General features: G+C 59.2%; 28 protein-coding genes and 2 tRNA genes. 19 read left to right on the forward strand and 11 right to left on the reverse strand.

The window, feature by feature from the left end:
• Positions 1-29: 29 nt before the first annotated feature.
• The 6 genes from uppC to JZX88_RS20430 all read left to right on the forward strand — a co-directional run bounded on the left by uppC (position 30) and on the right by JZX88_RS20430 (position 5822).
• On the forward strand, positions 30-602 hold the full coding sequence (uppC, locus tag JZX88_RS20405; RefSeq protein WP_003502309.1) for a polysaccharide export protein UppC: 573 nt from the start codon (positions 30-32) through the stop codon (positions 600-602).
• A gap of 17 nt (positions 603-619) precedes the next feature.
• Positions 620-1762 (forward strand): polysaccharide biosynthesis type 4 glycosyltransferase UppD, encoded by a 1143-nt coding sequence (gene uppD, locus JZX88_RS20410; RefSeq protein WP_206914564.1) that lies wholly within the window; start codon positions 620-622, stop codon positions 1760-1762.
• A 221-nt stretch (positions 1763-1983) separates the two neighbouring features.
• A complete protein-coding gene (gene uppE / locus JZX88_RS20415; RefSeq protein ID WP_065115417.1) occupies positions 1984-3537 on the forward strand; it encodes a polysaccharide biosynthesis glycosyltransferase UppE in 1554 nt (517 codons plus the stop codon).
• Positions 3534-4775 (forward strand): polysaccharide biosynthesis O-antigen ligase family protein UppF, encoded by a 1242-nt coding sequence (gene uppF / locus JZX88_RS20420; RefSeq protein ID WP_206914565.1) that lies wholly within the window; start codon positions 3534-3536, stop codon positions 4773-4775. The genes uppE and uppF overlap by 4 nt, the downstream gene beginning before the upstream one ends.
• 77 nt (positions 4776-4852) lie before the next feature.
• Positions 4853-5002 carry a hypothetical protein gene (locus tag JZX88_RS20425; RefSeq protein ID WP_162854461.1) on the forward strand — a complete coding sequence of 50 codons (150 nt, stop codon included), beginning with the start codon at positions 4853-4855 and terminating at the stop codon, positions 5000-5002.
• 175 nt (positions 5003-5177) lie between these two features.
• Positions 5178-5822 carry a hypothetical protein gene (locus JZX88_RS20430; RefSeq protein WP_206914566.1) on the forward strand — a complete coding sequence of 215 codons (645 nt, stop codon included), beginning with the start codon at positions 5178-5180 and terminating at the stop codon, positions 5820-5822.
• 73 nt (positions 5823-5895) lie between these two features.
• Here JZX88_RS20430 and JZX88_RS20435 read toward each other — a convergent pair whose 3' ends face one another.
• Positions 5896-6432, reverse strand: coding sequence for a DUF1269 domain-containing protein (locus JZX88_RS20435; RefSeq protein WP_110759218.1), 537 nt, complete (start codon positions 6430-6432; stop codon positions 5896-5898).
• A 231-nt stretch (positions 6433-6663) separates the two neighbouring features.
• Here JZX88_RS20435 and JZX88_RS20440 point away from each other — a divergent pair.
• From JZX88_RS20440 to JZX88_RS20450, 3 genes are all read left to right on the forward strand, one after another.
• Positions 6664-6740 (forward strand) — tRNA-Pro (locus tag JZX88_RS20440).
• Between the two features lie 469 nt (positions 6741-7209).
• Positions 7210-7614, forward strand: a complete 405-nt coding sequence (locus tag JZX88_RS20445) for a hypothetical protein (RefSeq protein WP_206914567.1) — start codon at positions 7210-7212, stop codon at positions 7612-7614.
• A gap of 49 nt (positions 7615-7663) precedes the next feature.
• Complete coding sequence (locus tag JZX88_RS20450) at positions 7664-7867, forward strand: hypothetical protein (protein ID WP_110759224.1); 204 nt, start codon at positions 7664-7666, stop codon at positions 7865-7867.
• A gap of 294 nt (positions 7868-8161) precedes the next feature.
• Here JZX88_RS20450 and JZX88_RS20455 read toward each other — a convergent pair whose 3' ends face one another.
• Positions 8162-8716, reverse strand: coding sequence for a dual specificity protein phosphatase family protein (locus JZX88_RS20455; RefSeq protein ID WP_065115412.1), 555 nt, complete (start codon positions 8714-8716; stop codon positions 8162-8164).
• 138 nt (positions 8717-8854) lie between these two features.
• Positions 8855-9442, reverse strand: coding sequence for a YqaA family protein (locus JZX88_RS20460; protein WP_206914568.1), 588 nt, complete (start codon positions 9440-9442; stop codon positions 8855-8857).
• 522 nt (positions 9443-9964) lie between these two features.
• Here JZX88_RS20460 and JZX88_RS20465 point away from each other — a divergent pair.
• The gene (locus tag JZX88_RS20465) at positions 9965-10609 is read left to right on the forward strand and encodes an exopolysaccharide biosynthesis protein (RefSeq protein ID WP_065115410.1); all 645 of its coding nucleotides are present in this window, start codon (positions 9965-9967) and stop codon (positions 10607-10609) included.
• A 3-nt stretch (positions 10610-10612) separates the two neighbouring features.
• Here JZX88_RS20465 and JZX88_RS20470 read toward each other — a convergent pair whose 3' ends face one another.
• On the reverse strand, positions 10613-10891 hold the full coding sequence (locus JZX88_RS20470; RefSeq protein ID WP_065115409.1) for a hypothetical protein: 279 nt from the start codon (positions 10889-10891) through the stop codon (positions 10613-10615).
• Positions 10892-11067: 176 nt separating this feature from the next.
• On the opposite strand from JZX88_RS20470, the gene JZX88_RS20475 reads away from it, so the two are divergent.
• Positions 11068-11142, forward strand: a tRNA-Asn gene (locus tag JZX88_RS20475).
• A gap of 99 nt (positions 11143-11241) precedes the next feature.
• On the opposite strand, the gene JZX88_RS20480 is transcribed toward JZX88_RS20475, so the two are convergent.
• The gene (locus JZX88_RS20480) at positions 11242-11646 is read right to left on the reverse strand and encodes a DUF2934 domain-containing protein (RefSeq protein ID WP_142855624.1); all 405 of its coding nucleotides are present in this window, start codon (positions 11644-11646) and stop codon (positions 11242-11244) included.
• A 168-nt stretch (positions 11647-11814) separates the two neighbouring features.
• Between JZX88_RS20480 and JZX88_RS20485 the strand changes: the two genes are divergently transcribed.
• Positions 11815-12054, forward strand: a complete 240-nt coding sequence (locus tag JZX88_RS20485) for a hypothetical protein (protein ID WP_206914569.1) — start codon at positions 11815-11817, stop codon at positions 12052-12054.
• A 64-nt stretch (positions 12055-12118) separates the two neighbouring features.
• Here the strand turns inward: JZX88_RS20485 and JZX88_RS20490 are convergent, their stop codons facing one another.
• The 3 genes from JZX88_RS20490 to JZX88_RS20500 all read right to left on the reverse strand — a co-directional run bounded on the left by JZX88_RS20490 (position 12119) and on the right by JZX88_RS20500 (position 13649).
• A complete protein-coding gene (locus JZX88_RS20490) occupies positions 12119-12562 on the reverse strand; it encodes a TIGR02594 family protein (protein ID WP_077767630.1) in 444 nt (147 codons plus the stop codon).
• Between the two features lie 113 nt (positions 12563-12675).
• Entirely contained in the window at positions 12676-13233 is a 558-nt protein-coding gene (locus JZX88_RS20495; protein WP_065116184.1) for a methylated-DNA--[protein]-cysteine S-methyltransferase, read from the reverse strand.
• A gap of 134 nt (positions 13234-13367) precedes the next feature.
• Positions 13368-13649 carry a DUF982 domain-containing protein gene (locus JZX88_RS20500; RefSeq protein ID WP_065115406.1) on the reverse strand — a complete coding sequence of 94 codons (282 nt, stop codon included), beginning with the start codon at positions 13647-13649 and terminating at the stop codon, positions 13368-13370.
• Between the two features lie 188 nt (positions 13650-13837).
• Here JZX88_RS20500 and JZX88_RS20505 point away from each other — a divergent pair, with 188 nt between their 5' ends.
• The 4 genes from JZX88_RS20505 (at position 13838) to sseA (ending at position 18625) form a co-directional block, all read left to right on the forward strand.
• Positions 13838-15277 carry a deoxyribodipyrimidine photo-lyase gene (locus tag JZX88_RS20505; protein ID WP_206914570.1) on the forward strand — a complete coding sequence of 480 codons (1440 nt, stop codon included), beginning with the start codon at positions 13838-13840 and terminating at the stop codon, positions 15275-15277.
• A gap of 122 nt (positions 15278-15399) precedes the next feature.
• Entirely contained in the window at positions 15400-16437 is a 1038-nt protein-coding gene (locus tag JZX88_RS20510; protein ID WP_142855621.1) for a cysteine synthase A, read from the forward strand.
• A gap of 12 nt (positions 16438-16449) precedes the next feature.
• Positions 16450-17187, forward strand: a complete 738-nt coding sequence (locus JZX88_RS20515) for an alanyl-tRNA editing protein (RefSeq protein WP_206914571.1) — start codon at positions 16450-16452, stop codon at positions 17185-17187.
• A 16-nt stretch (positions 17188-17203) separates the two neighbouring features.
• Positions 17204-18625, forward strand: coding sequence for a 3-mercaptopyruvate sulfurtransferase (sseA, locus tag JZX88_RS20520; protein ID WP_206914572.1), 1422 nt, complete (start codon positions 17204-17206; stop codon positions 18623-18625).
• A 149-nt stretch (positions 18626-18774) separates the two neighbouring features.
• Here sseA and JZX88_RS20525 read toward each other — a convergent pair whose 3' ends face one another.
• A complete protein-coding gene (locus JZX88_RS20525; RefSeq protein WP_206914573.1) occupies positions 18775-19419 on the reverse strand; it encodes a dihydrofolate reductase family protein in 645 nt (214 codons plus the stop codon).
• Positions 19420-19471: 52 nt separating this feature from the next.
• Positions 19472-20359 carry a DUF4344 domain-containing metallopeptidase gene (locus tag JZX88_RS20530; RefSeq protein ID WP_142855618.1) on the reverse strand — a complete coding sequence of 296 codons (888 nt, stop codon included), beginning with the start codon at positions 20357-20359 and terminating at the stop codon, positions 19472-19474.
• 164 nt (positions 20360-20523) lie between these two features.
• Between JZX88_RS20530 and JZX88_RS20535 the strand changes: the two genes are divergently transcribed.
• The 3 genes from JZX88_RS20535 to JZX88_RS20545 all read left to right on the forward strand — a co-directional run bounded on the left by JZX88_RS20535 (position 20524) and on the right by JZX88_RS20545 (position 23628).
• The gene (locus JZX88_RS20535) at positions 20524-20991 is read left to right on the forward strand and encodes a DUF1203 domain-containing protein (RefSeq protein ID WP_206914574.1); all 468 of its coding nucleotides are present in this window, start codon (positions 20524-20526) and stop codon (positions 20989-20991) included.
• 97 nt (positions 20992-21088) lie between these two features.
• Positions 21089-21424 carry a PilZ domain-containing protein gene (locus JZX88_RS20540; protein WP_065116183.1) on the forward strand — a complete coding sequence of 112 codons (336 nt, stop codon included), beginning with the start codon at positions 21089-21091 and terminating at the stop codon, positions 21422-21424.
• Positions 21425-21639: 215 nt separating this feature from the next.
• Positions 21640-23628, forward strand: a complete 1989-nt coding sequence (locus JZX88_RS20545) for a bifunctional 2',3'-cyclic-nucleotide 2'-phosphodiesterase/3'-nucleotidase (protein WP_206914575.1) — start codon at positions 21640-21642, stop codon at positions 23626-23628.
• A gap of 173 nt (positions 23629-23801) precedes the next feature.
• Here JZX88_RS20545 and JZX88_RS20550 read toward each other — a convergent pair whose 3' ends face one another.
• A complete protein-coding gene (locus JZX88_RS20550) occupies positions 23802-24347 on the reverse strand; it encodes a DUF2087 domain-containing protein (RefSeq protein WP_206914576.1) in 546 nt (181 codons plus the stop codon).
• Between the last annotated feature and the right edge of the window lie 281 nt (positions 24348-24628).

The following is a 24628-nucleotide window of genomic DNA, read 5'->3' on the forward strand; positions in this document are numbered from 1 at the left end:
GCTCATAGATCGACTCGGAGCCAGATCAGATGCCGCTCGCCGGATCACGACATGTCACCGCACTGACACTTGCCGTCCTGACGGCCCTTTCCGGTTGCGCGGCATATCAACCCGCGCCAAGGTCGTTCAATGAGGCCGCCTTGCAGCCCTATCACGTCGACAGCGGCGACCGGCTGCGCATCAACGTCTTCGAGCAGGCCGGACTGACCAACACCTATACGGTCGATCAGGCCGGTTACGTCGCCTTCCCGCTCGTCGGTCAGGTTCCCGCCCGCGGCAAGACGCTGCCGCAGCTCGAAGCCGCCATCGCCGCCAAGCTGCGCCAGGGTTATCTGCGCGATCCCGATGTGACAATCGAGATCGACCGTTATCGCCCCGTCTTCATCATGGGTGAAGTGGGTCGTCCCGGCCAGTATTCCTATGTGCCGGGCATGACGGTGCAAAACGCCATCGCCATTGCCGGCGGCTTCACGCCGCGCGCCAACCAAGCCGATGTCGACATTACCCGCAAGATCAACGCCGAGGTGATGACCGGCCGGATCGGAATCACCGCACCCATTCTGGCGGGCGATACGGTCTATGTGCGTGAACGCTTCTTCTGAACGCCGGAGTGGCACACGTGTCGGATGACGGCCCTCCCCTGCGCATCATTCACTGTTTCCGCTCCCCCGTCGGCGGCGTCTTCCGCCATGTCCGCGACCTGATCGAAGAACATGTCAAACAGGGCCACAAGGTCGGCATCGTTTGCGACAGCTCGACCGGCGGCGCGCATGAGGAGCGGCTTTTCGCGCAGATCACCCCGATGCTGGAGCTTGGCCTCACCCGCCTGCCCATCCGACGGTCCATCAGCCCCGGCGACCTTATGGCGCTGTGGAAATCCTACAAGCACATCAAAAGTTTGCGGCCGGACATCCTGCACGGGCACAGCGCCAAGGGTGGCGCTCTTGCCCGGCTGATCGGCTCATTGCTGCGGGCGAACAGGTATCGCGTAGCCCGCCTCTATTCGCCGCATGGCGGCAGCCTGCACTATGACCGCAACAGCGTGAAGGGCCAGCTGTTCCTGCGGCTCGAGCGGTTTCAGGAACGCTTCACCGACGCGCTCTGCTTCGTCTGCAAATACGAACAGACGGCTTATGAAACCAAGGTCGGCAAACCGCGCACCCGCACGGCAATGATCTATAACGGCGTGCAGGAAAGCGAATTCGAGACCGTGCCGCCCCGTGAAGGCGCCGCGCATTTCCTCTATATCGGCATGTTGCGCGACCTCAAGGGACCCGACGTTTTCATCAGGGCCTTTGCCAGGATGGAGCGCAGCATTGGTCAGCCCATGTCCGGCGTCATCGTCGGCGACGGCCCCGACAGGGACAAATATGCGGCGATGATCGACCAGGCCGGGCTGTCCCGGCGGATTTCCATGCATGCAGCCATGCCCGCCAGACAGGCTTTTGAACTGGCGACGACCGTGGTGGTTCCCTCACGCGCCGAAGCGATGCCCTATATCGTGCTCGAAGCGCTCGCAGCGGGCAAGACGGTCATCGCTTCGCATGTCGGGGGTATTCCCGAGGTTCTGGGCGAGGACAGCGAGGCCCTCGTTCCGGCCGGAGACGCAGATGCTCTCGCGAAAATCATGGTCAGGGATATTGAGGACGCCGGCTGGGCAACAAGGGTCATGCCACGGCCCGACAGCTTCAGGGCGAAATTTTCAACGCCGGTCATGGCTGATGACATGATGAAGCTCTATCGTGACCTGCTGTTGCTCTAAAGACATTTCAAAAACACGATTTTTGATTGTATATTCCACAATCCTGTAGAAATTCATCATAAACGTTTCTTAGCATGTTTCGGCTAGCTTCCTGCTCGTGGAGCACGTGCGCCCGTTCCGGCGGACAAGGGAGGCTTTACCACTTTGAAGTTGCGCATCGTTCCCTTCGAAAATCATATCTGATTTTCGGGTCGAGGCGCTGGAGGGTGCGGACCAAAGCAATGACCAAGGCTGACAAGGAAAGACCGCAATTCGATCTGGCGTCGTTGCGCAAGAAAATCTCCGAGCACGAAGCCCGTGAGCTTTCGGCATCCGAAACCGTCGTCCTCAATCCGCTTGCACGACAGATCGCCAACCAGCTGCGTGCCGGCAACCATTCGCCGAATATGGTGATCGGGCAGCTGCGGCTGCTGGAATTTGCGATGCTCGTGGTCATTGCCGCCATCATCAACGGCATTGCCGCCGATCGCGGGCTCGAAATCTTTCTTGCGGTTTTCGGCAGCGGCGTGCTGGGTGCGGCCCTCTGCGTTTTCCTGCTGCAGGCAGGCGATTGCTACCAGCTTCCGACGCTGCGGACGCCTCTGAAGATGTTCGCCCGCATTCAGGGCGCCGTCTGCCTGTCCTTCGTTGGCGCCGCCTGTTTCCTTCTCCTCTTTTTCCCTGAGGCCCTGCATTCCTGGCCGGCATTCGGCATATGGTACGCGATAAGCGCGGTTGCCATTTTCACCGGTCGGCTGCTGCTCGGCTTCGCCATTCGCCACTGGAGCCGCAACGGCGTGATGGAACGCCGCGCCGTCATCGTCGGCGGCGGCGATTCTGCCAGAGACCTCATCCGCTCGCTGGAGCAGCAATCGGACAATGATATCCGTATCTGCGGGATTTTCGACGACCGGAAGAGCGAGCGCTCTCCCGAGGTTGTCGCCGGTTATCCGAAGCTTGGCACCTTTGCGGAACTGGTGGAATTCGCCCGTCTGACGAAACTCGATATGCTGATCATCGCCCTGCCGCTCAGCGCCGAGGCACGCATTCTCCAGCTTCTGCGCAAGCTCTGGGTGCTGCCGGTCGATATCCGCATCGCGGCCCATGCCAACAAGCTGCGTTTCCGTCCCCGCGCCTATTCCCATGTCGGCACCGTGCCGATGCTCGACGTGTTCGACAAGCCGATCCGCGACTGGGATTCGGTGGCGAAGCGCATATTCGACATCACCTTCAGCCTCATCGGCATAGCCCTTCTGTGGCCCGTGATGGTGGGTGCTGGCATTGCCGTGAAAACGACGTCGAAAGGTCCCGTCCTCTTCAAGCAGAAGCGTCACGGCTTCAACAATGAAACGATCAATGTCTGGAAGTTCCGCTCCATGTATACGGAACTCAGCGACCCAACCGCCAAGAAGGCCGTCACCAAGAACGACCCGCGCGTCACGCCGGTCGGGCGTTTCCTGCGCAAATCCTCGATGGATGAGCTGCCGCAGCTTTTCAACGTTCTCTACGGTGATCTGTCTCTCGTCGGGCCGCGGCCGCACGCCGTCCACGCCCAGACCGGCGATCTGAAATATACCGAGGTGGTGGAGCATTATTTCGCGCGCCACAAGGTCAAGCCCGGCGTGACCGGATGGGCGCAGATCAATGGCTGGCGCGGCGAGATCGACCACGGCGACAAGATCAAGTTCCGCACCGAATACGATCTTTATTACATCGAGAACTGGTCGCTGTTTCTCGATCTCAAGATCCTGTTCCTGACGCCGATCCGGCTGCTCAAATCGGAAAACGCCTATTGACCCACACCGGTTACCAGCACGCTCCGGGTTTCGATGCGCCGTTGGCCACCATGCGGCTCATCGGCTCGTTCTTCATCGCCTTCGGCGTGTTTCTCTCCGGCTTCGTCATTTCCGAACCGGCGCCTTACGAGCTGATGATGGTGGGACAGGTCGCGCTCTGGTTTCTGCTTGGCCTGCGCCTTTCACGCACCGTCGTGCTGCTTCTGTGCCTGCTGCTCGCCTTCAATATCGGCGGCTATCTGTCGCTGACCACCATGGCCGATCTGGATGAGGGACCGCTTTATCTTGCGGTATCGACCTTTCTGGCACTCACCTCGGTTTTTTATGCCGCGATCATCGAAGACAAGTTCCAGCGGCTGCTGCTGATTTTCCGGGCCTGGCTGGCGGCGGCACTGATCACCTCCCTGCTCGGCATCATCGGCTATTTCCATGCCCTTCCGGGCTTCGAGGTATTTACCCTCTACGACCGCGCCAAGGGAGCATTTCAGGACCCGAACGTCTTTGGTCCCTTTCTGGTGACACCGTCGCTTTACCTGATCTACGGCCTGCTTTCCGGCAAGGCGATGCATGCGCCCTGGCGCATCCTCGGACTGCTGATCCTGTCGCTTGGCGTGTTCCTGTCATTCTCGCGCGCAGCCTGGGGCCTGTTTCTGTTCGCCGCGGTCCTGCTCGTTTTCGTCATGCTGCTGAAGGAGCGCACAGCGGCATTTCGCCTGAAGATCCTCGTGCTGTTTCTCGTCGCGGTGGCGCTCATGGTGGCGGCGGTCATCATCGCACTGCAATTCAAGCAGGTGGCCGATCTGTTCTCCAGCCGCGCCTCGGCGGTGCAATCCTATGATGGCGGGCATCTCGGGCGTTTTGCCCGTCACTATCTCGGTTTCCTGCTGGCGATGGAACATCCGCTCGGCATCGGCCCGCTGGTCTTTGACGATATCTTTCCCGCCGCCGAACATAATATCTGGCTGAAAAGCCTGACCACACATGGCTGGTTCGGCTTCGTCATCTATCTTGTCCTGATCTGCTGGACCATCGCCGCCGGTTTCAGGCATCTGCTGCGCCCGCGGCCCTGGCAACCGTTCCTGATCATTTCCTGGGTGACCTTCGTCGGCCACGTAATGATCGGCGCCGTTATCGACACCGATCACTGGCGGCATTTCTTCCTGCTGCTCGGTATATTGTGGGGCTGCATGGCGCTGGAAAAACGCGAAAGCCTGCGTCGTCGCACAAGCAGGGCCTAGATGCTTACCCTTACGGAACCTTTCGCGATTTCATGCGTTTAGCTCCCGATTTCGATTGTGCAACGGGGAGACATCCTATGACGCAGACCAATAATCTCTACCTCATCATCGGCGCGCTCGTCGTGGTCATCGCCGGCCTTGGCGCCTATGTCTGGCATGAGGAAAGCAAGCCGAAGGGGATCGAGATGAACATCGGCCCGAACGGCGTTTCCGTTCAGGAAAATTAAGCCGCAAGCGTCGCGCAAACTACGGCCATTAAGACCGGGTGCGTTCCTGCCTGAACAACGGTCGGGACGCGCCCGGTCCTCTTATGAGAGAGGACGAAAGGCGGGACCGCGCTCCCGCCGTGCCGGTTCGATGCGAATGATGCGTATCGGGCCTGATCATGGAAATATTGACGCAATGGTCTCCTCCATCGACCTCTCCACACGCCTCACCGCCACCAAACTGGCCCTCAAGGCCATCAGGGAGCAGGAGGACAATTCCGCCGCAACCTCATCGTCCTCATCGCGGTCCTCTCTTCTCGGCACCTATGGGGTCGATACGTCCTCTTCCTCCACCAATACGAGGCTGACGCAGCTTCTGGCGCAATATGCGCAAAGCTCCAGCGAGGAAACGGCAAGTGAGACGACAGAGCAGACATCTTCCGGCGACATAACGCAGGCCGGCTTCATGAAGGATCTGAAGGCGATGCTGGAAGACCTCTCCAAGGACCCGGCCAAGGCCTCACAGGCAAAAGCGATGCTGGACGCGCTGGCCGCCGGCACGCTGACCGTATCGGATCCGTCGGAAGGGGCGCAGGTCTTGGCCTGGGACGTGAAGTCCGATTCGAAAACCACCTCGAAACCGGCAACGGAGATCGCCACGACCGGCTGGAGCGATTTTCTGAAGGACCACCTCAAGCGCGACGGATCGGCCTATGCCAAGACCGCCAGCGGCGCCTATGTCGACAGCATTTCCGGCGACAACGCATTTTTCGGCAGCGTCGGCAGCCGTTATTATTATCTGACCTGGCCACAACCGAAGACAGGCACGCTGACGGTGTGAGCCGCCACGTCCGGCCAGTCTGAGGGAAACGCTGCGACATGGATCATGCCGCAGCGCATTTTGGGCGCCCCGCTCAGGCGACGGGCGCGGCGGCTTGCCCGGTTCCGCCCGAGAGCGCCTTCTGCAGCTCCGCTTCCTGTTCCGGTGACAGCGATGTCTTGATGACGCGCCCGCGCAGCCCTTCCAGTTCCGCCATAACCTTTTCCGGCTGCACCTTGCGGATCAGCACGAACAGCGCCGAGGACCCATTCGGAATGGTTTCGCCGAGCGATTTGATGAAATCGTCATCGATTCCATAGTCCGTCAGCGAACCGGCCAATGCACCGGTGCCGGCGCCGATCGCGCCGCCGATCGCAAATCCTGCCAGGGGATTGAGGAACAGCAGGCCGACAAGGCCACCCCACAGGCCGCCGGACAGGAAGCCGGAGCTTGCGCCGATTGCCGTCAGATTGACGCTCTGCTTCAGATGCACCTTGCCGTTTTCATCGCGAACAACAACCACGGCGTCTTCCAGATCGACCAGATATTCCTTTTTCAGGCCCGCAAGCTTCAGAAGCACCCGGTCGGCTTCTTCCGTTCCATCAAAACCGACAACGACGAGTTCGGACATGTTTTATCTCCCTGAGTTTCAGTTCCGCTGCCATTGAACGCTGAAGATCACGGCAGGTTCCGACAATGATGGAAAGAGGATGTGTCATGCGTTTGACGGAAGCATGTGGGCGCAACACGGTAACCGGAGTCCCGCACCTGCCCGCCGTCCACACACTTTGTTCGTTTTTTTGAGAAAAGGCGATTTTCCGCTTGCACCCTAACAGGCTTATATATAAACGGCTTTCAGGTTCGGAGCGTAGCGCAGCCCGGTAGCGCACTTGACTGGGGGTCAAGGGGTCGTGGGTTCGAATCCCGCCGCTCCGACCATTAAATTCAAAGACTTGAGGCATCCCCCACCCTCAAGCAGTTTACACAAAAGAGCCGGTTACAGTTGGCGTTGTGCCAACGGTTCTTTTCGCCCGCATAATGCGCCCTCATCCCTCCCCTAAAAAATCATTTCCTGATACGCGCTACCTCCTCCCCAAACGAGAACATCGCCTGGTATGGCGGCGTGTCGCTATCGGAAAGATCAGGGACGATTCGAACTCCTGAACCGGAGAATGAGAAGCTGCACCGAGAATATGGAGAGGCGGAAGCCGATCCGGCTGATCACACCATCGTCCGGCACGACAGAGCCCATAGGGCAAGCGCGTCGGATTCCGCCGCCTGCCGGGCGAATTGCTTCCGTATTACCGGATATCCAACAGACTAATCCGAGGCGTCAGGTGAGTATTCGGTGGACGCTTACGACCCGCCGGTTTTGTTGTCCTTCTTCGCCTGATCATGATGCCATTTGATGGCGAAGAACATGCCCGTGCCCAACACGAGAATCTTGAACGGGAAGAAGACCAAAGGGAACAAGTCTACCCAATTCCAATCCGTCATTTTGAATATTTCCAGGCTATTATTTGTACGACTTCTCATGGAAGAGCTACGTCAAAGCTGCTGTTTCAGCAACTTCATTCATACATTCAGGCACGGGCTTTTTGACGCAGCCCTCGCCGGTCCGTCTCATCCGCTGATCCTCTTCGGTCGGCGCCGCCGGCGCAAACCACGCCGCCTAGAGTTGCTCAAGCCGAAGACTGAAGGGCAAGCCGCTATCGATGAATACCGCTCGAATGAACAGGTTCAGGATTTGTCCTCCCTGTTCGTGCCACCCGTCTTTCATCAAAGAGAAGGACGGGTGGCATTGCTTTATTGACTCTCCGCCAAAATTAGAACATTTAGTGAACAAAAGAGAGGTCACTAATATGTCCGACGCTGCGAAAATCACTCCTGTACGGCCTGACGACATAGCTGGCTTCATCATCCAGTGCCATGACGGCGATGCGAAGGCGGCCGTGGAAACACTGCTTGGTGAAATCGAACATTTGCAGGAACAGCTCTCCCTTGCGGTTGCCATCATGGGAAAGGGATATACACGCGGCTGGAAACCGGATCTCGGAAGCGACTGAACCGGCCGTTTGCCACCAATTGGGTTCGCCTGCAGTCGCGTGAAGCCGGACGCGGGTGAGCGCACTGCACCTGCCAGCCATATGCTTTATCAAGCTATATGTGACGCGCTTATATCTGGCTGATCGTCTGCCTTGCGGGCCAGATCCCGATCCACCGTCACGTCATCACGCGCCCGTGCGCTAGACTGGAAAAAACGGAGGTGCGCCCGCCCCGATCACATCAGCAACCAGGACGAACGCAATCCCTTTGCGGGAGACGATCCACGATTTTGGAGAAGCTTGACCCTAGCGCCTTCAGAACTCGTTCGACGCTATGGCGAAGTCGTCGGTAATCGGCATGTGCTCCACATTTTCCCAGGTCTGGTCCATGGCATAGGTCGCGGAGAGATAGGGAATGCCGATGTGGCCGTAACGCACCGAAAGCTGGCTCTCCGCTTCCTTTTCGCCGAGACGCGCGACGCGGCTGAGATAAAGGGCGGTAGCGAGGCCCGTGCGGTCGGCGCCGGCCTTGCAATGGATGAGAATGGGTTTCGGCGCATCGCGCATGATCGCGACCAGCTCGTTCACCCTGCTCATGTCGAGTTCCTGACTGGCGGACATGCCGAAATCAATATGCCGCAACCCGAGTTCGCGCGCGGTTTCGACCTCGTCGCGATACCAGGCCTTGGATTCGTTCGGCCCGCGCAGATTGATGACCGTCTTGATACCGTGATCCCTGGTGTAGCGGACAAGCTCTTCGTTGCTCGGCTGGTTGGAGCGGTAAAGCTGGCCGGCAACCACCTCGTGAAAATTCCCGAGGAGCTGGATGGCATAAAGATATCCGCCTGCCGCAAGCACAGCAACGCCCATGCCCCAAAAGGAGCACTTCCAAAATCTTCGCATAATAAAACGGTTCCCTTACTCGACAGGAGAACCGATACAGACGGATTCTGACAGCAGGCTGAAAGTTATGCGACAGTATTGTAAGAGTAGAAAAATTGCGTTCGATCAGCGCACAAAAACATAGACCGCGTAGACCGCGATGAGCGCTGCGGCCGCCGCCGCCGTGATGGCGCCGAGGCGTTTTTCGATGAAATGGCGCACCGGTTCACCGTATTTCTGCAGCAATCCGGCAAGGATGAAAAAGCGTGCGCCGCGCGTGACGACGGCTGAGAAAATGAACAGGCCGAGGCTGATATTGGCCGCACCGGAGAGGATCGTCACCACCTTGATCGGCGGCAGGTGCGCGAGCCCCGATGTCACCAGCAGGAGAACGATGGTCTCGTAGTCCACCGAGTTCTTCAGGTGTTCGAAACTGTCGAGCTTGCCGTAAAATTCCAGAATGGGCCGCGCGATGCTTTCAAAGGCATAATGACCGAGGAACCAGCCGGCGATGCCGCCGAGAACCGAGGCGACCGTGGCCACAAGCGCATAAAACATCGCCTTTTTCGGCTTGGCCAGCACCATGGGCAGGAAAAGCACATCCGCCGGCACGACGAAAACCGAGCTTTCCACGAAAGCGACGATCGCCAGCCACCACACGGCGGTTTTGCGCGCCGCAAGCGCCATCGTCCAGGCATAGATGTTTTTCAGCATTTCATGTCCCCGGGAAAAGTGTTTCGGAGCGAAGGCGGGCAGGAAAGCCAAGGCATATCGACCGTTATTCACGCGATTTGCGATGGCGCGCGGCGGACCGAGAAGAGCCGACACCGCAGCAGGATTAGACACAACGCAAGAGAATGGCAAATGTTGGAAGATTTATTTTTGCATCGCGAAAAATGAGAAAGACGAACAATTCCAGTCGGCACAGGCCATCGGTTGCTGCGATGCGAAATTTCACCCTGAGGTAGATGAACTCGCCTTTTTGCTGTAGAATGGAACCCGGAGGAAAGAGGAGGAAGTTATCATGGACTATGTAAACTTCATTACGTCGATCAATCCGGTCATACTCGTTATCCTGCTGGTGGTTCTTCTTGCCGGGGCCTACAGCAGCTGGGTTTCCCACTAGCGAGACGAATGACGCCACCGGAAGCCGGATGTTCCTTTTCTATCGGTGATAGGCATCAGGCAGGATGAATGGTATCAAACCCGGAGTTAAAACAACTTCCGGGAAGCGGCATGACGAACGAATTCGCATTCACTGATACGTCTGAAAAGCTCAGCACCACGCTGGAAAAGCTGATAGGCAAGCTGCAGGGCCAGACGATCACGTTGCGCGAACTGATGGAAGCGATCGGCGAACAGGGCCTGTTGCTCATCTGCGCCATTGCCTCCCTGCCCTTTCTCATTCCGGTCTCCATTCCCGGCGTCAGCACCGTTTTCGGCGCGGCGATCATCCTTGTCAGCCTCGCGATCACACTGAACCGCCTGCCCTGGCTGCCGGCGAAGATTCTCGACCGGCAGATGGAAACGGCAAAGCTGGTGCCGGCGCTCCGGAAGGGTGTCGCCATCGTCTCCAAGCTCGACCGTTTCATTCGTCCGCGTATTCCGGCGCTGACGACGGGCATCGTCGCCAACAGGATAAACGGGCTCGCGCTGATGACGGCGGGTGTGCTGCTGATGATGCCGCTCGGCTTCATTCCCTTTTCCAACACCCTGCCGGGGGTTGCCATCCTGCTGTTTTCGGCCGGCATGATCCAGAGGGACGGCGTCACCGTGCTTGGCGGCTACCTGTTTCTCGGCCTGACGGCGATTTATTTCGCAGCGCTCGCCTATGCCGCCTTCTGGGCCGGACAGGGCATCAGCAGCTCGATTGCCGGATAAGGCCTACTGGCGGTCCCTGCTGCGGGTTTCCCGGCGGTTCTGTCGCGAGGCCCACCACACCGCCAGCCGCCGTCGCCTGCGGCGCACCGCCGGCAGATCATGCGAGAGAACGACGAGACCGAGCGGAATCATCCAGAAACCGAGGACGGGTAAAAAACCCAGCGTTCCGCCAACCACCAGAGCGGAGCCGGTGGCGATCCTGCCGACACGCGAACGTGGCATGGCAAGACTCCATTTCCCGACATTGAGACGACCCGTCTTGTGGTCCATACCGAATTTCATGCCATCCTGCCCTTTTGCATTCGGCCTGTGGATAATTTTTTCAGTGCCGATAAGCCCGGAAAATCGGGACTCCGGCGAGATAAAACAAGAGGAATGCGTTTTTTTTGAAAAAAGCGCTTGGCAAATCGGAAAAGCATTTGTATTACCCCGCTCACACCGCGCCAAGCAGCGCACGTTCCCTGGTAGCTCAGCGGTAGAGCATTCGACTGTTAATCGACAGGTCGCCGGTTCGAATCCGGCCCGGGGAGCCATTTCTCTCAAAAACATGTTTTGAAGAGCGAAGTGCAGCTGCATTCGCCCGATCCGGCTCATGGCATTTTCCCGCCCGCCGGATGGCGGGCTCCAGCCAATCAGCTCTTCCTGACCGCCCGCTTGGTGGCCTTCGTGGCGTTGGTAAGCGCTGGCGGATCACTTGCCGGGAAGCTCTCCTCAAGGCTCTCGGTCAGATCGTCTTCTTTTCTGTTACCTGCGGCTTTCTGTTCCTTCTCAAGCGATTTGACCGCCGGGGATTTGGCTTTTGCCGCCGTAGGCTTTTTTGCCGGCATCTTCTTCGCGGGCGCTTTTTCGGCCGAAGCCTTGGCGGCAGCGGATTTCTTCACGCCGTTCCTGCCGCTGGTCTTTGCGGTTTCCGCACCTGCCGAGAGTTCCCGCTCCGCTTCGATCCAGTGTCGTTCGTGGTGCCCGTCCGGCCTTCCCTCCCTCTCCCATATTGCGCGCGCTTTTTCACGGATTGCGGCTTCGCGATCCTGGCTCATAACGGGCCTCCCTCTTCGTGTTGCAGCTGTTTTATTGTGCCACTGAAAAAACAGAAAAAGCCAGACTTTGTTCCGCGCAGCCGTCTGTGAACGCGCTTTTCCTTGCAAAAGGGAACCGACATCGAGTGAGGATCGTTTTGTCTGCAGGAACCCGCAGGAGAATCTTCCATGAGCACCCCGCAAAAGCCGAAAACCGAACCGCTCGACATTCGCGACGACGACGTGGCGCGTTTTGAAACCGACAGCGAACTCAAGGACAGGGAGGGCGAGATTTATCCGGACGAGATCATGAGCCTGCGCGCCCGTCGACAGGCCGCACGCCAGCATGAGGACGCTTTTATCGTCGCCACTGATCTGGAGGACGACGACCAGCGAGAGGCTGCACCGGGCGTCAGGGAGCAGCCATAGGCTTCCTGAAACAGATAAGGCGGGTCATGGCCCGCCTTTATAAGACATATGCTGCTGTCGGCCGTCAGCGGCGGACGGAAACGATGGCCTTGCGGCTGAAGTTGGAAACCTGCACCCGGCCGGACTGATTGCCACCGAGGATTTTGGCGGTCTTGCCGCTCATGCTCTTCAGGATACCGGCGTGGTAGCCGCGGCCGTTGCGAATGACGACGACGTCACCCGGCTTGGCTTCGCCCACCGGCACGGCATAACCGAAGGAACTCCAGGATTTCGCAAATCCGTAGGATTTGGGAGACTGCCGGCCGGCCTTGCTGGCGACGGCATGCAGGAAGAGACCACACCACGGGGTGCTGCGGGGATTGGCCCCCAGAATGTTCTTCAGGCTCTTGTTGTTTCTGGACTCGTGCAGCCCGGTGTATTTTTCTGCCTGGTTCAGCATGCCGGCGGAGGCCGGCGCCACGACTGTAAAAGCCAAGGCAGCGGATAGAATTAACGCGGATACTCTCAAACGTCTCGCCCTTATGTTAGAGGGCGTCCGTGTATTGTGACAATTTAGCGACAATTTGACGAGAAATGGGCAGAAATCAGACGCCTATTCATGCGACCTGATCTGTCATTGCTTCAAAACAGGCTGCCCTGCGCCTCATCGGCGCGGCTGCGGCCGGCATTTTCGAGATCAAGCATGCGCAGTTTGGTGGTGGTTCCGCCGGGTGCGGAAAAGCCGCCCAGTCGGCCGCCAGCGGCCAGAACCCGGTGGCAGGGAATGATCAGCGGCACCGGGTTTTTCGCCATGGCCTGGCCAACGTCGCGGGCCTTCTCCATGCCGAGGCCAAGATCCTTCACGATACCGCCATAGGTCGTCGTGCGGCCCCAGCCGATCTGCCGGGCAACCGCGTAGACATCGAGAAAGAAACGATCCTGCCCGGCAAGATCGAGTTCGACGGTGGCAAAATCGATCGGTTCACCGCTGAAATAACGGGTGATCATCGCGATCACCTCACGCGTGCGTGTTTCGGGAACCGCAATTGTGGATGACGGCAGACGTTTCAGGAGAAGCTTTTCGGTTTCGCCGGCATCGGCGCCGGGCAATTGCAGGCGGGCGATGCCGCGCCCCGCCCATGCAAGGCCGCAATGGCCAAGCGCCGTGGGAAAAACAATATAGCCGTAGTGGTTGGTCATCGCATTCATTCATCCGCTTTCGGTCGCACACGATGCCATATCCCGCGTCCGAAACAACCCGATTCCTGACCTCCAAAAAACAAGACCACCCGATTTTGCCGGGTGGCCTCCCAATGCATCAGTCCTCAACCGGTTCAGGATGCGATCCTGTTCTGCGCTTCCGCCTTGTCCTCCATCAGGCATTGCGCCTGCCGGCTGGCCGCTACGAAGGCCGTGCGGGCGATTTCGCCCGCCACGTCGCCCATCAGCGAAGCGCGGCACAGACGCAGCGCCTGTTCATGCACCTTGTCGCCCCGTTCGGGCCATTCGTGCTGCAAAAAATCGAAGGCTTCGTAAACGCCGTTGAAAATCCGGGGAGCGCCGTTTTCAAGGGAGATGGTAACGGGCTTTTCCCACTTAACGTCATTCAGCAACATTGATTGCACTTCCATGCTCTATTAACCCGCGACAAACGCCGGCTCCTCCAGTTGGTTCCCTTCACCTGCGGTTTCAAGAGCGAAAAAATAACCCTCGAGAAACCATGTGCCCCATCTTTCCATTCTAGCCGATTTGCGGAACAAAGCGTTTCAACACTCGTTCAAGCGGAAGTGAACCGGGTCCCTTCATGCCGACAACAGCCTCCCCCGCCATCGTCTGGTTCCGTAGGGATTTGCGCCTTTCGGACAATCTTGCTTTGCTTGCCGCTGTCGAGCACGGCGGACCCATCATTCCCGTGTATGTCAGGGAAAAATCCTCTGGCCCGCTGGGCGGTGCTCAGGAGTGGTGGCTTCACCATTCGCTTGCCTCGTTTTCCGCCGCGCTGGAAAAAAGCGGCAGCCGTCTTCTGTTTCTAAGCGGCGAGGCCGAAAAGACACTTCTGCAACTGATATCCGATACCGGCGCTGATGCCGTTTTCTGGAACCGGCGTTACGATCCGGCTGGCGTGGCCACCGACGGGGCGCTGAAGCAGAAACTGCACGACAACGGCCTGACGGTCCGCAGCTTTTCCGGCCACCTGCTGCACGAGCCGTCGCGGCTGCAGACGAAGTCCGGCGGGCCTTACCGGGTCTATACGCCCTTCTGGCGTGCACTGGAGGGTGGCGAGGAGCCGCATGCCCCGGCGCAGACGCCAAAGAGCCTGAAGGCACCGAAGATATGGCCGAAATCGGAAAAGCTCGATGACTGGAAGCTGCTGCCGGTCAAGCCGGACTGGGCGAAGCACTTCAGCGAGGTCTGGGCGCCCGGAGAAGACGGCGCGCAGGAGAAACTCGACGACTTCATCGATGGCGCCCTGAAGGGTTATGAAGAGGGTCGCGATTTTCCGGCAAGGGATGCGACTTCCATGCTCTCGCCGCATCTGGCCTTGGGTGAAATTTCACCCGCCACCGTCTGGTACGCGACGAAGGGGCTTTCCCGCCACATCGCCTCAAACGATATCAGCCGTTTCCGCAAGGAAATCGCCTGGCGGGAATTCTGCTATCACCTGCTGTTTCATTTCCCCGAACTGGACGAGAAAAACTGGAACGACAGTTTCGATGCCTTCGGCTGGCGCGACGATGAGAAATCCTTCAAAGCCTGGACGCGCGGCATGACGGGCTATCCCATCGTCGATGCCGGGATGCGGCAATTATGGAAACACGGCACCATGCACAACCGGGTGCGCATGATCGTGGCCTCCTTTCTCATCAAACATCTGTTGATCGACTGGAGGAAAGGCGAGAAATGGTTCCGCGATACGCTTGTCGATGCCGACCCGGCCTCCAATGCCGCCAACTGGCAATGGGTGGCGGGTTCGGGGGCGGATGCCTCGCCATTCTTCCGCATTTTCAACCCGATCCTGCAGGGTGAGAAATTCGACGGTGATGGCGACTACGTGCGCCGTTTTGTACCGGAGCTTGAAAAGCTTGAGCGGAAATATATTCACAAGCCATTCGAAGCACCGAAGGAGGTGCTGAAGAAGGCAGGCGTCGAGCTTGGCAAGACCTATCCGTTACCGATCGTCGACCATGCAAAGGCGCGGGAAAGAGCGCTTGCCGCCTATGCCGCGCTGAAGAAGACCGCATAAAATTGGGTATCGGCAAAATTTTGCGTGGCGAAGCCAAAGCCGGGAAGATAATTTCTTGCCTAAAGGCGGTTGTAACGGGACATAACGGCACCTAATTTCCGCTCAGACAAGAAGGCTCGATCATGACCATTCATCCCTCTGCGCTCAGTGCCATCGGCAATACGCCGCTCATCCGTCTGAAAGCCGCTTCTGAAGCGACGGGGTGCGAAATCCTCGGCAAGGCGGAATTCCTCAATCCCGGCCAGTCGGTGAAGGATCGCGCCGCGCTCTATATCATCCGCGACGCCGAACGGCGCGGGCAATTGCGCCCGGGCGGCACCATCGTGGAAGGCACGGCAGGCAATACCGGCATCGGCCTGTCGCTGGTCGCCAATGCGCTGGGCTACAAGACTGTCATCGTCATTCCCGAGACGCAGAGCCAGGAAAAGAAGGACGCGCTGAAGCTTCTCGGCGCAAAGCTGGTCGAAGTTCCGGCAGCCCCCTATTCCAACCCGAACAATTACGTGAAGGTTTCCGGCCGGCTGGCAAAACAGCTTGCCGCGACCGATGAGAACGGCGCGATCTGGGCCAACCAGTTCGACAATATCGCCAACCGTCAGGCCCATATCGAAACCACCGCACCGGAAATCTGGGACCAGACGGATGGCAAGGTCGATGGTTTCATATGCTCGGTCGGTTCAGGCGGAACGCTGGCGGGTGTGGCCGATGGCCTGCGCGATTTCAACCCTGATATCAAGATCGGCCTTGCCGACCCTGAAGGCGCCGCGCTCTACGAATATTACAAGAACGGCGTGCTGAAATCCGAAGGTTCCTCCATCACCGAAGGTATCGGACAGGGTCGCATCACCGCCAATCTGGAAGGCTTCACCCCGGATTTCTCCTATCGCGTCTCGGATGCGGAAGCGCTGCCGGTACTGTTTGATCTCGTCACGAAGGAAGGGCTTTGCCTCGGCGGTTCTTCCGGCATCAACATTGCCGGCGCAATCCGCCTTGCCCGCGAGCTCGGTCCGGGGCATACAATCGTGACGATACTGTGCGACTACGGCAATCGTTATCAGTCGAAGCTGTTCAATCCGGATTTCCTGCGCTCCAAGGGCCTTCCCGTTCCGCAGTGGCTGGCGACGAAAAGCGAGATTGCGGTTCCGTACGAAACCGTTTGAGGACATGCCGAAATGCCTGTGAATGCCCTGTTCCGTGACGATTTTTATCTTTCCACCGCAGAAGCGATCGTCACGGCGGTGCATGAGGATGGCGGCATAGAATTCGACCAGACCTGCTTTTATGCGACCTCCGGCGGCCAGCCGGGCGATAGCGGTTTTCTCGAGCGGGCGGATGGTTCGCGCATCGAACTCGGCATCACCAGAAACGGTGCCGACAAGAGCGTAATCGTCCATGTGCCGCTTGAAGGCCAGCCCTCGCCTGAAATCGGCGAAAAGCTGACCCTGCATGTGGACTGGCCGCGCCGCTACAAGCTGATGCGCATGCACACCGCCTGCCATCTGCTCTCCGTCGTCTGCCAGTGGCCGATCACCGGCGCTGCCGTCGGCGAGGACGAATCGCGTGTCGATTTCGACATGTCGGAAACCATCGACAAGGATGAGGTGACGGCCAAGCTGATGGAGCTGGTGAAAGCCAACCATCCCGTCTTCCTGCAATGGATCACCGACGAGGAGTTGGCTGCCAATCCGGGCATCGTCAAATCCAAGAATGTGCGCCCGCCAATGGGCCTTGGCCGGGTCAGCCTCGTCTGCATCGGTGAAAACTCCAGCATCGACAGCCAGCCCTGCGGCGGCACCCATGTTTCCGAAACGCAGGAAGTGGGCGATATTCACATTGCCAAGATAGAAAAGAAGGGCAAGGAGAACAGGCGCTTCCGCATTCGTTTCGGCGCGCCTGAAGCTGTTGCCTGAGATCGGGAGAGACATCGTGAGCACGGATAAGAGCCGTTTCGTCGTTTCGGCGGACTGGGTGGAAAAGCAGCTCGGCACATCAGGGTTTCGTGTCGTTGATGCCTCTTGGTATCTGCCGGCGCACAAGCGCAACGGCGCGGAAGAATATGCGGCCGGTCACCTGCCCGGCGCCGTTTTCTTCGATCAGGACAAGATCGCCGATCATACGACCGGCCTGCCGCACTCCCTGCCCTCGCCGGAATTCTTCGCGGAACAGGCCGGCGCGCTTGGCCTCAGCGATGCCGATACGATCGTGGTCTATGACGGCCCCGGCTTCTTTTCCGCGCCGCGCGTGTGGTGGATGCTGCGGGTGATGGGCGTGCGCAAGGCCTATGTGCTGGATGGCGGCCTCGATGGCTGGAAACACGAAGGCCGCTCGCTTGAAACCGGCACGCCGGAAATCGAACCCGCAACCTTTACGCCTGATTTCAACGAGAAGCGCGTAACCTCGCTTGGCGCCATGCGCGGCATTGTCGACAGCGGCGAAAAGCAGATCGCCGATGCCCGCGGCGCAGGCCGCTTCACCGGTGACGAGGCCGAGCCGCGTGCCGGCATGCGTTCCGGCCATATGCCCGGCGCACGCAGCCTGCCCGCGACAGCCTTTTCCGAAAACGGCCACTTCAAGGACCTCACCGCCATCCGCAAGATGGTGACCGATGCCGGCATCGATCTTTCGAAGCCCGTCGTCACCAGTTGCGGCTCGGGCGTCACAGCCGCGGTCATCACGCTGGCGCTGGAATCGCTCGGCCATTCCGACAACTCGCTTTATGACGGTTCCTGGTCGGAATGGGGTGGATTGCAGGATACGCCTGTTGTGACCGGCGCTGCCGATCCCCTGCCCGCCATTTCGCACGGCCCCCTGAAAGCGCATGTGACGCAGCTGGAAATGACCGCGCCACCGAAGGTCAGCCTGCCGATCCCCGTCAACATCCAGACGGCACTGATGCGCGTCAACAATATTCCCCTGCATTTCTACCGCTATCTCTACTGGCGGGTGGGGAAACGCTGGCACTGGCAAAAGCGCATGCGGATGAGCGATGCCGAGCTTTCCGCCATCCTGCGCGATCCGAAAAACAGCGTCACGGTTCTCTACATGAACGGCGCGCCCGCCGGTTTCTTCGAACTGCACAAGGCGAGCGACGATGTGACCGAGCTTTCCTATTTCGGGCTGCTCGAAGAGGCGATCGGTGCAGGCGTCGGCAAGTGGTTCCTGTTGCAGGCGCTTTACGCCGCCTGGCAGGACAATCCGCAGCGAGTGACGGTGACCACCAACACGCTCGACCATCCGCGCGCATTGCAGCTTTACCAGATGATGGGCTTTTCACCCGTCGGCACCTACGAGGCCTGGGTGGAGCCGCTTGCCGATACCGAGCTTCTGGAAATTTCGCTGCGCAATTGAGGTTTCGGCTGATCGGGTGCCGCATGTGCCGTTCCCGATCACTTCACTCCCCTTATTTCTGTGACCAGCACAGGAATAAGGGTGCGGAAAATGTCAGCGCAGGAAACAGCCACACGGTGTTGGTGAGGATACCTTGAACGGCGCAGCCCTCACGCCTTGTCGATAATCAGGTGCGTCGCGCCCTCGCCCGCCACCGTTCCCGTGCAGCGGTAACCGAGCGCGGGCAAGTCCAGCCCTTCGAAAAGCAACTCCCCCTTGCCGAGAAAAACCGGCGCGAGCGCCAAGTGCAGCTCATCGATCATGCCCACCGCCATATATTGCCGGATGGTGGAAACGCCACCGCCGATACGGACATCCTTGCCGTTCGCCGCCGCCAGCGCCCTGTCGAGGGCCGCCTCGATGCCGTCGGTGACGAAATGAAACACGGTGCCGCCCTTCATCGTGAAGGACGGGCGCGCATGATGCGTCAGGACGAAAACCGGAACGTGATAGGGCGGCTCCTCGCCCCACCAGCCCTTCCAGCTTTCATCCGGCCATGCGCCGCGCACCGGACCGAACATGTTACGCCCCAGAATCCACGCGCCGATATTCTCGAAGCTCTTTTCGGAAAAATCCTCGTCCGTGCCGGTCGAACCGCCGTCCTTGCCGAACATGCGGTGAAAGGTACGGGTCTTGAAGGCCCATTGGTGCAGCTCTTCGCCGTTCACACCCAACGGGTTCCGCAGGCTTTGGTCCGGTCCTGCGCCATATCCGTCAAGCGAAATGGCGAAATTGCGAACGACAACCTTCGGCATGGCACTCTCCTCCCATTTCAGGAGGCAGATCACCAGCGTCGGGCGACCGGCCTCAGATTTCCCGTTCCAGATTAACAGCGGCCGTCGGGATTTGCCCGCCGGCGGCACCTTTGTCTTCCGTGACGGTGTTCAGCAGGTGATCGGCAATCAGTTCCGCCTGAAACTTGCCAAGCTCGTAGCAATAGGTGATTTCGCGTTTTTCCGCCGACCAGTAGACATCGGGACGGCCGCAGGATTTGGCCGTCAGCTTGACGTCCCCCTTCAGGGCATAAGCGCCGAAGCTGCGGCTGATGAGATCGAGGACCTTCGATTCCCTGACCATGATGGCATAGGGTTCAAGCTCGGGATCGCGCGGCGGCACGTAGCTGATGGTGAATTTGGACGACGTCTGGCTGCGGTAGGGCGCGAGAAAATTCTCCCAGGCCGAAGCAACGCCCGGATAGGCGGCAGCGCATTTGCCGAACTGTGCATTGTCCAGCCCCATCATGGCGGCCAGATCGCCATAACCGTCCTTGTCGCGGCCGACCATCAGACAGGCCATGTTGCGGTCGCGGCTCCTGTCCGGCACCAGCGCGGAAAAGACCGGTGCTTCGTGCTCGGGCAAGGTCTCTGCTTCCCGCGCCAGATACCAGCTGTCTGTGGCGTTGACGAGCGCGGTATCGAGCCACTCCTCATTGGCCTGAAGGATGAGCGTGCCCGCCAGCTGGTCGGCCGGGGCCTGCGCGCTGCCGGTATGCGGCGTGCCGAAATCCGAAATCAGCATGCGCGCGCCCTCGTGATAGAGCGAGAAGATCGCGTTGCCGATGACGAAATTGACCGCCTGCTGCAGCTGGTCGTCGGACAGGCCATCAAGACCGGAGGCAAGCTGTGCCTTCGCCTCGATCGGAGCCGTCAACGAAACGAAAGCCAGCGGAACGGCGGCCAGAAAACGACGCAACATAAAATCAGACCTTCCGGAAACGAGGAGCGTCACTGATTCCCGAAGCTAACGAATGACGCAATGGGCTGGTTGCATCGCCTGTCAAGAATCGGGTGGATAGTGCTCCATTTCGGGATCATAGCTGCAAACAAGCAACGCCGATCCCGAACCGGAAGGAGCCTGTCATGGCCAATCTCGTCTTTACTGCAATGCCGGCTAACGAAGCCGAGGCCTTCCGGGCGGGAGCGCCCGACGCCTATGGCAACCCGCCGGAACAGGCCGTTTCACCGGGCGGCATGCCCTGCCGCCATTGTCTTTCACAGATCGGTGAAGGGGAAAGAATGCTGATCCTCGCCTACCGGCCCTTTCCTTCGCTGCAACCCTATGCGGAAACGGGGCCCATATTTCTGCATGCAGATGCCTGCGCGCGCTATCCGCAAACGCAGACCGTTCCACCGATGCTGAACAGCCCGGATTACATCATCCGCGGATATGGCGCCGACGACCGCATCGTTTACGGCACCGGCGCGGTGACGGCGACGGGCGAAATCGTGTCACGCGCACGGCGCCTTCTCGAACGCACGGATGTTGCCTATGTGCATGTGCGTTCTGCCCGCAACAATTGCTATCAGTGCCGTATCGACACAGAATAATCGGCTATTATCTGCAATTTTAAGCAAAGCACTAAACGGCTCTCAAGCTTTCCGCACCATGATGCAGCTATCGGAAACAATTTATTTGAGCAGCAAAATGACAAACAACCTCAACATGGCGACCCGCAGCGCACCGCGCAGCAAGACGAGAATCTTCGCGACCGTGCACTATTTCAGCCAGTCGACCAGGGGCCGCGTCGTCGATCTTTCCGCGACGGGGATGGCACTCGAGCTGGACGGGCCTTTCGCGGCTGCCAAGGGTAGCCGGGTCAAGGTGCAGAGCGAGGATCTGGGCTTCATCGAAGGCGTCGTGCAGTGGCAGCACCAGAACCGTCTCGGCCTGCAGCTTAAGCTTTCCACCAACACGCTGGCGCAGCTCTCCTCCTATTTCCGCTTCTTCCACGAGGAAGTGAAACCGACGCTCGCCCGCTGATCCGGCAAGTGCCGAAAACCGGAATGCGCCGGCCGAACGGAGCGCATTCCCGCAATGGCAACCTGCGCGCCGTGCTGCAATGACAAAAAATTTATCAAACGGTTGAAAACGGGTCCGTCTGTCACCGCCCTGTCATTTTGGTGATGGACTCCTCGGCGATTGCTTCTACCCTGTCGCTTTCCATGACAGCGCAAGCTTCATCCCAAGGAGTTCCCATGTCGTCGCTTCTCGCTCTCCACCCTATCACCCGCCGTTCGCTTCTCGGCGGCATTGCGGCCTCCTCGGCGCTGGTGATGCTGCATCCCTTCGCCGCCCGCGCCGCCGCCAATCAGGCGCATCTGCGCATCATGGAAACGACTGATATCCATGTTCACGTCTTTCCCTACGATTATTATGCCGACAAGCCGAACGACACGATGGGGCTTTCGCGCACGGCCTCGATCATCGACAAGATCCGCGCCGAAGCCGGAAACTCGATGCTGGTGGATAATGGCGACTTCCTGCAGGGCAATCCGCTCGGCGACTATATAGCCTATGAGCGCGGCATGAAGGCCGGCGACAAGCACCCCGTCATTAACGCCATGAACGTGCTGGGTTATGATTGCGGCACGCTCGGCAACCACGAATTCAATTACGGCCTCGACTACATGTCGAACACGCTGGCCGGCGCCGGTTTCCCTTACGTCTGCGCCAACCTCACCAAGGGTCAGCTGGCTTCCGATCCGAAAAACGACGAGCTGTTCTTCAAGCCCTACGTCATTCTGGAAAAGCAGATCCGCGACGGCGGTGGCGTGACGAGCCCGGTCAAGGTCGGCATTATCGGCTTCGTGCCACCGCAGATCATGATGTGGGATTCCAAGAACCTCGAAGGCAAGGCGCAGACCCGTGACATCGTCGAGGCGGCGAAAGCATGGGTGCCTGTCATGAAGGAAGAAGGCGCCGATATCGTCATCGCCCTCTCCCATTCCGGTATCGACGGCAAGGGCCAGACCGAGCGCATGGAAAACGCCTCGCTTTATCTGGCAGGTGTCGAAGGCATCGACGCCATCTTCACCGGCCACCAGCATCTCGTCTTCCCCGGTCCGAAGACCTGGGACGGCATCGAGGGTGCGGATGCCGTCAAGGGCACGCTGATGGGCAAGCCGGCGGTCATGGCCGGTTTCTGGGGCTCGCATATGGGCCTCATCGACCTGCTGCTCGAAAAGGATGGCAAGAGCTGGAAGATCGTCGATTTCACCTCCGAAGCCCGGCCGATCTATCACCGCGACGAAAACCGCAAGATCGTCGCCGATTTCACCGACAAGGCAGAGGTGCTCGCCGCCGCCAAGGCCGATCACGAAGCAGCCCTTGCCTATGTGCGCCGCCCCGTCGGCAAGACATCCGCCCCGCTCTATTCCTATTTCGCGCTGGTGGCCGATGACCCCTCCGTGCAGATCGTCTCCAATGCCCAGACCTGGTACATCAAGGACATGCTGAAGGAAGGACAATACAAGGACCTGCCGGTGCTTTCGGCGGCGGCGCCCTTCAAGTCCGGCGGTCGCGGCGGCGCTGATTATTATACCGATGTCCCCGCCGGTGACATCGCCATCAAGAACGTCGCCGATCTTTACCTCTACCCCAACACGGTGCAGGCGGTGCTGGTCAACGGTGCGCAGGTGAAGAACTGGCTGGAAATGTCGGCTGGCATGTTCAATACGGTCGAGGCCGGTGCGAAGGACGCGCCGCTGCTGAACGCCGATTTCCCGTCCTATAATTTCGATGTCATCGACGGCGTCACCTATCAGATCGACATTTCCAAGCCGGCGAAATTCGACAAGGACGGCAATGCGGTCAATCCCGACAGCAACCGCATCGTCAATCTGCAATTTGAAGGCAAGCCGATCGATCCCGAGCAGAAATTCGTGGTGGCCACCAATAATTACCGCGCCGGCGGCGGTGGCAAGTTCCCGGATATCGCCGCCGACAAGGTGATCTTCGTGGCCCCCGACACCAACCGCGACGTGATCGTGCGCTATATCGTCGACCAGGGCACCATCAACCCTTCGGCGGATGCCAACTGGTCGTTCGCACCGGTTGCCAATACCACGGCAATCTTCGAGACCGGCCCCAAGGGCCGCCACTATGCGGCGGATATCAAGGGCGCGAAAATCGAGGATGCCGGTGACGGCGCTGAAGGTTTCGCGAAGTTCCGTCTGGTTCTTTGAGGGCTTCGGCCGTTCTGCTGCTGGCGGCAGGGGGGAAGCTCTGCCGCCATCCTTGGGCTTGTCCCAAGGATCTAACCAGGTCAACAAAATCAATCCGTAGCAGATCCTCGGGACAAGCCCGATGATGACGCCGAGTTTGATGGAAACCATCGGCAATACCGAGGGCTATCCCCTCAATCGCGCCCACCGAGCGTTCGCAGCAGAAGCGGCAGTTCCAATGGTGGCTTCTGCTCGATGCGCCGATAATCGCTGCCATCGCGGTTGCGACGGATGAGCTTCAGGCCGACCATGTCGCGCCTCAGCATCGCGGCGTCCCCAAACCGGTGCAGGCCATCCAGAAAACTGCTGAACTCGCGTTCGGAAAAGCTCCGTCCGGCGGGAATTTTCGCCCATAGATACCAGAGGCACAGCTCCTGCTGCGCGCGGCGGGAAGGCCATTGCGCCAACCTGCCGGCGGCATCAAAAATTCGCGCGGTCTTCAGCACCCTGCCCTCGTTGACGGCCGGCATCGTCTCGGGCGTCGCAGGCCCACCTTCGGCGGGCGGCACCGTGCGGGATGCGCGCAGATGCTGGAAATTGCGGAAGCCTGCGGCCCGGCTCAGAAGATTGAGCATCTCCACATGGCTTGGCTGGCGCTCCAGCCTGCCGATCTGTTCGCGCAGCGATTTTGCAAAAGTCGAGAGGTCGGCGATATCAATGGAAAGGATCGAACGTGGCATGACTTATCCTCACGTGCCATTCCGAAAGGTGTCGCTGATCGCCGGCTTCCGACAAGGCACGGGATAAGTGCTGTCAATTATTCGAGATGCAGGTTTAGCTTCCCTTGCGGGACGGCGATGCCTCGGTGAACTGCTGACCGTGGTCAGGTATAGGCAGACCGTTCGCTGCCGTCAATTGGCCCTGTAGTGGTGTAACACGAGGTTGCCGCCCATTTCGTCTTCCCGGCGGGGAAAAGAAACAAGCGGCACTCTTCCAGACCATGCGTGATTGTCGTGCCGAC

The sequence above is a fragment of the Agrobacterium sp. OT33 genome, assembly GCF_017313365.1.
In the GTDB taxonomy this organism is placed as follows: Bacteria; Pseudomonadota; Alphaproteobacteria; order Rhizobiales; family Rhizobiaceae; genus Agrobacterium; species Agrobacterium rhizogenes_A.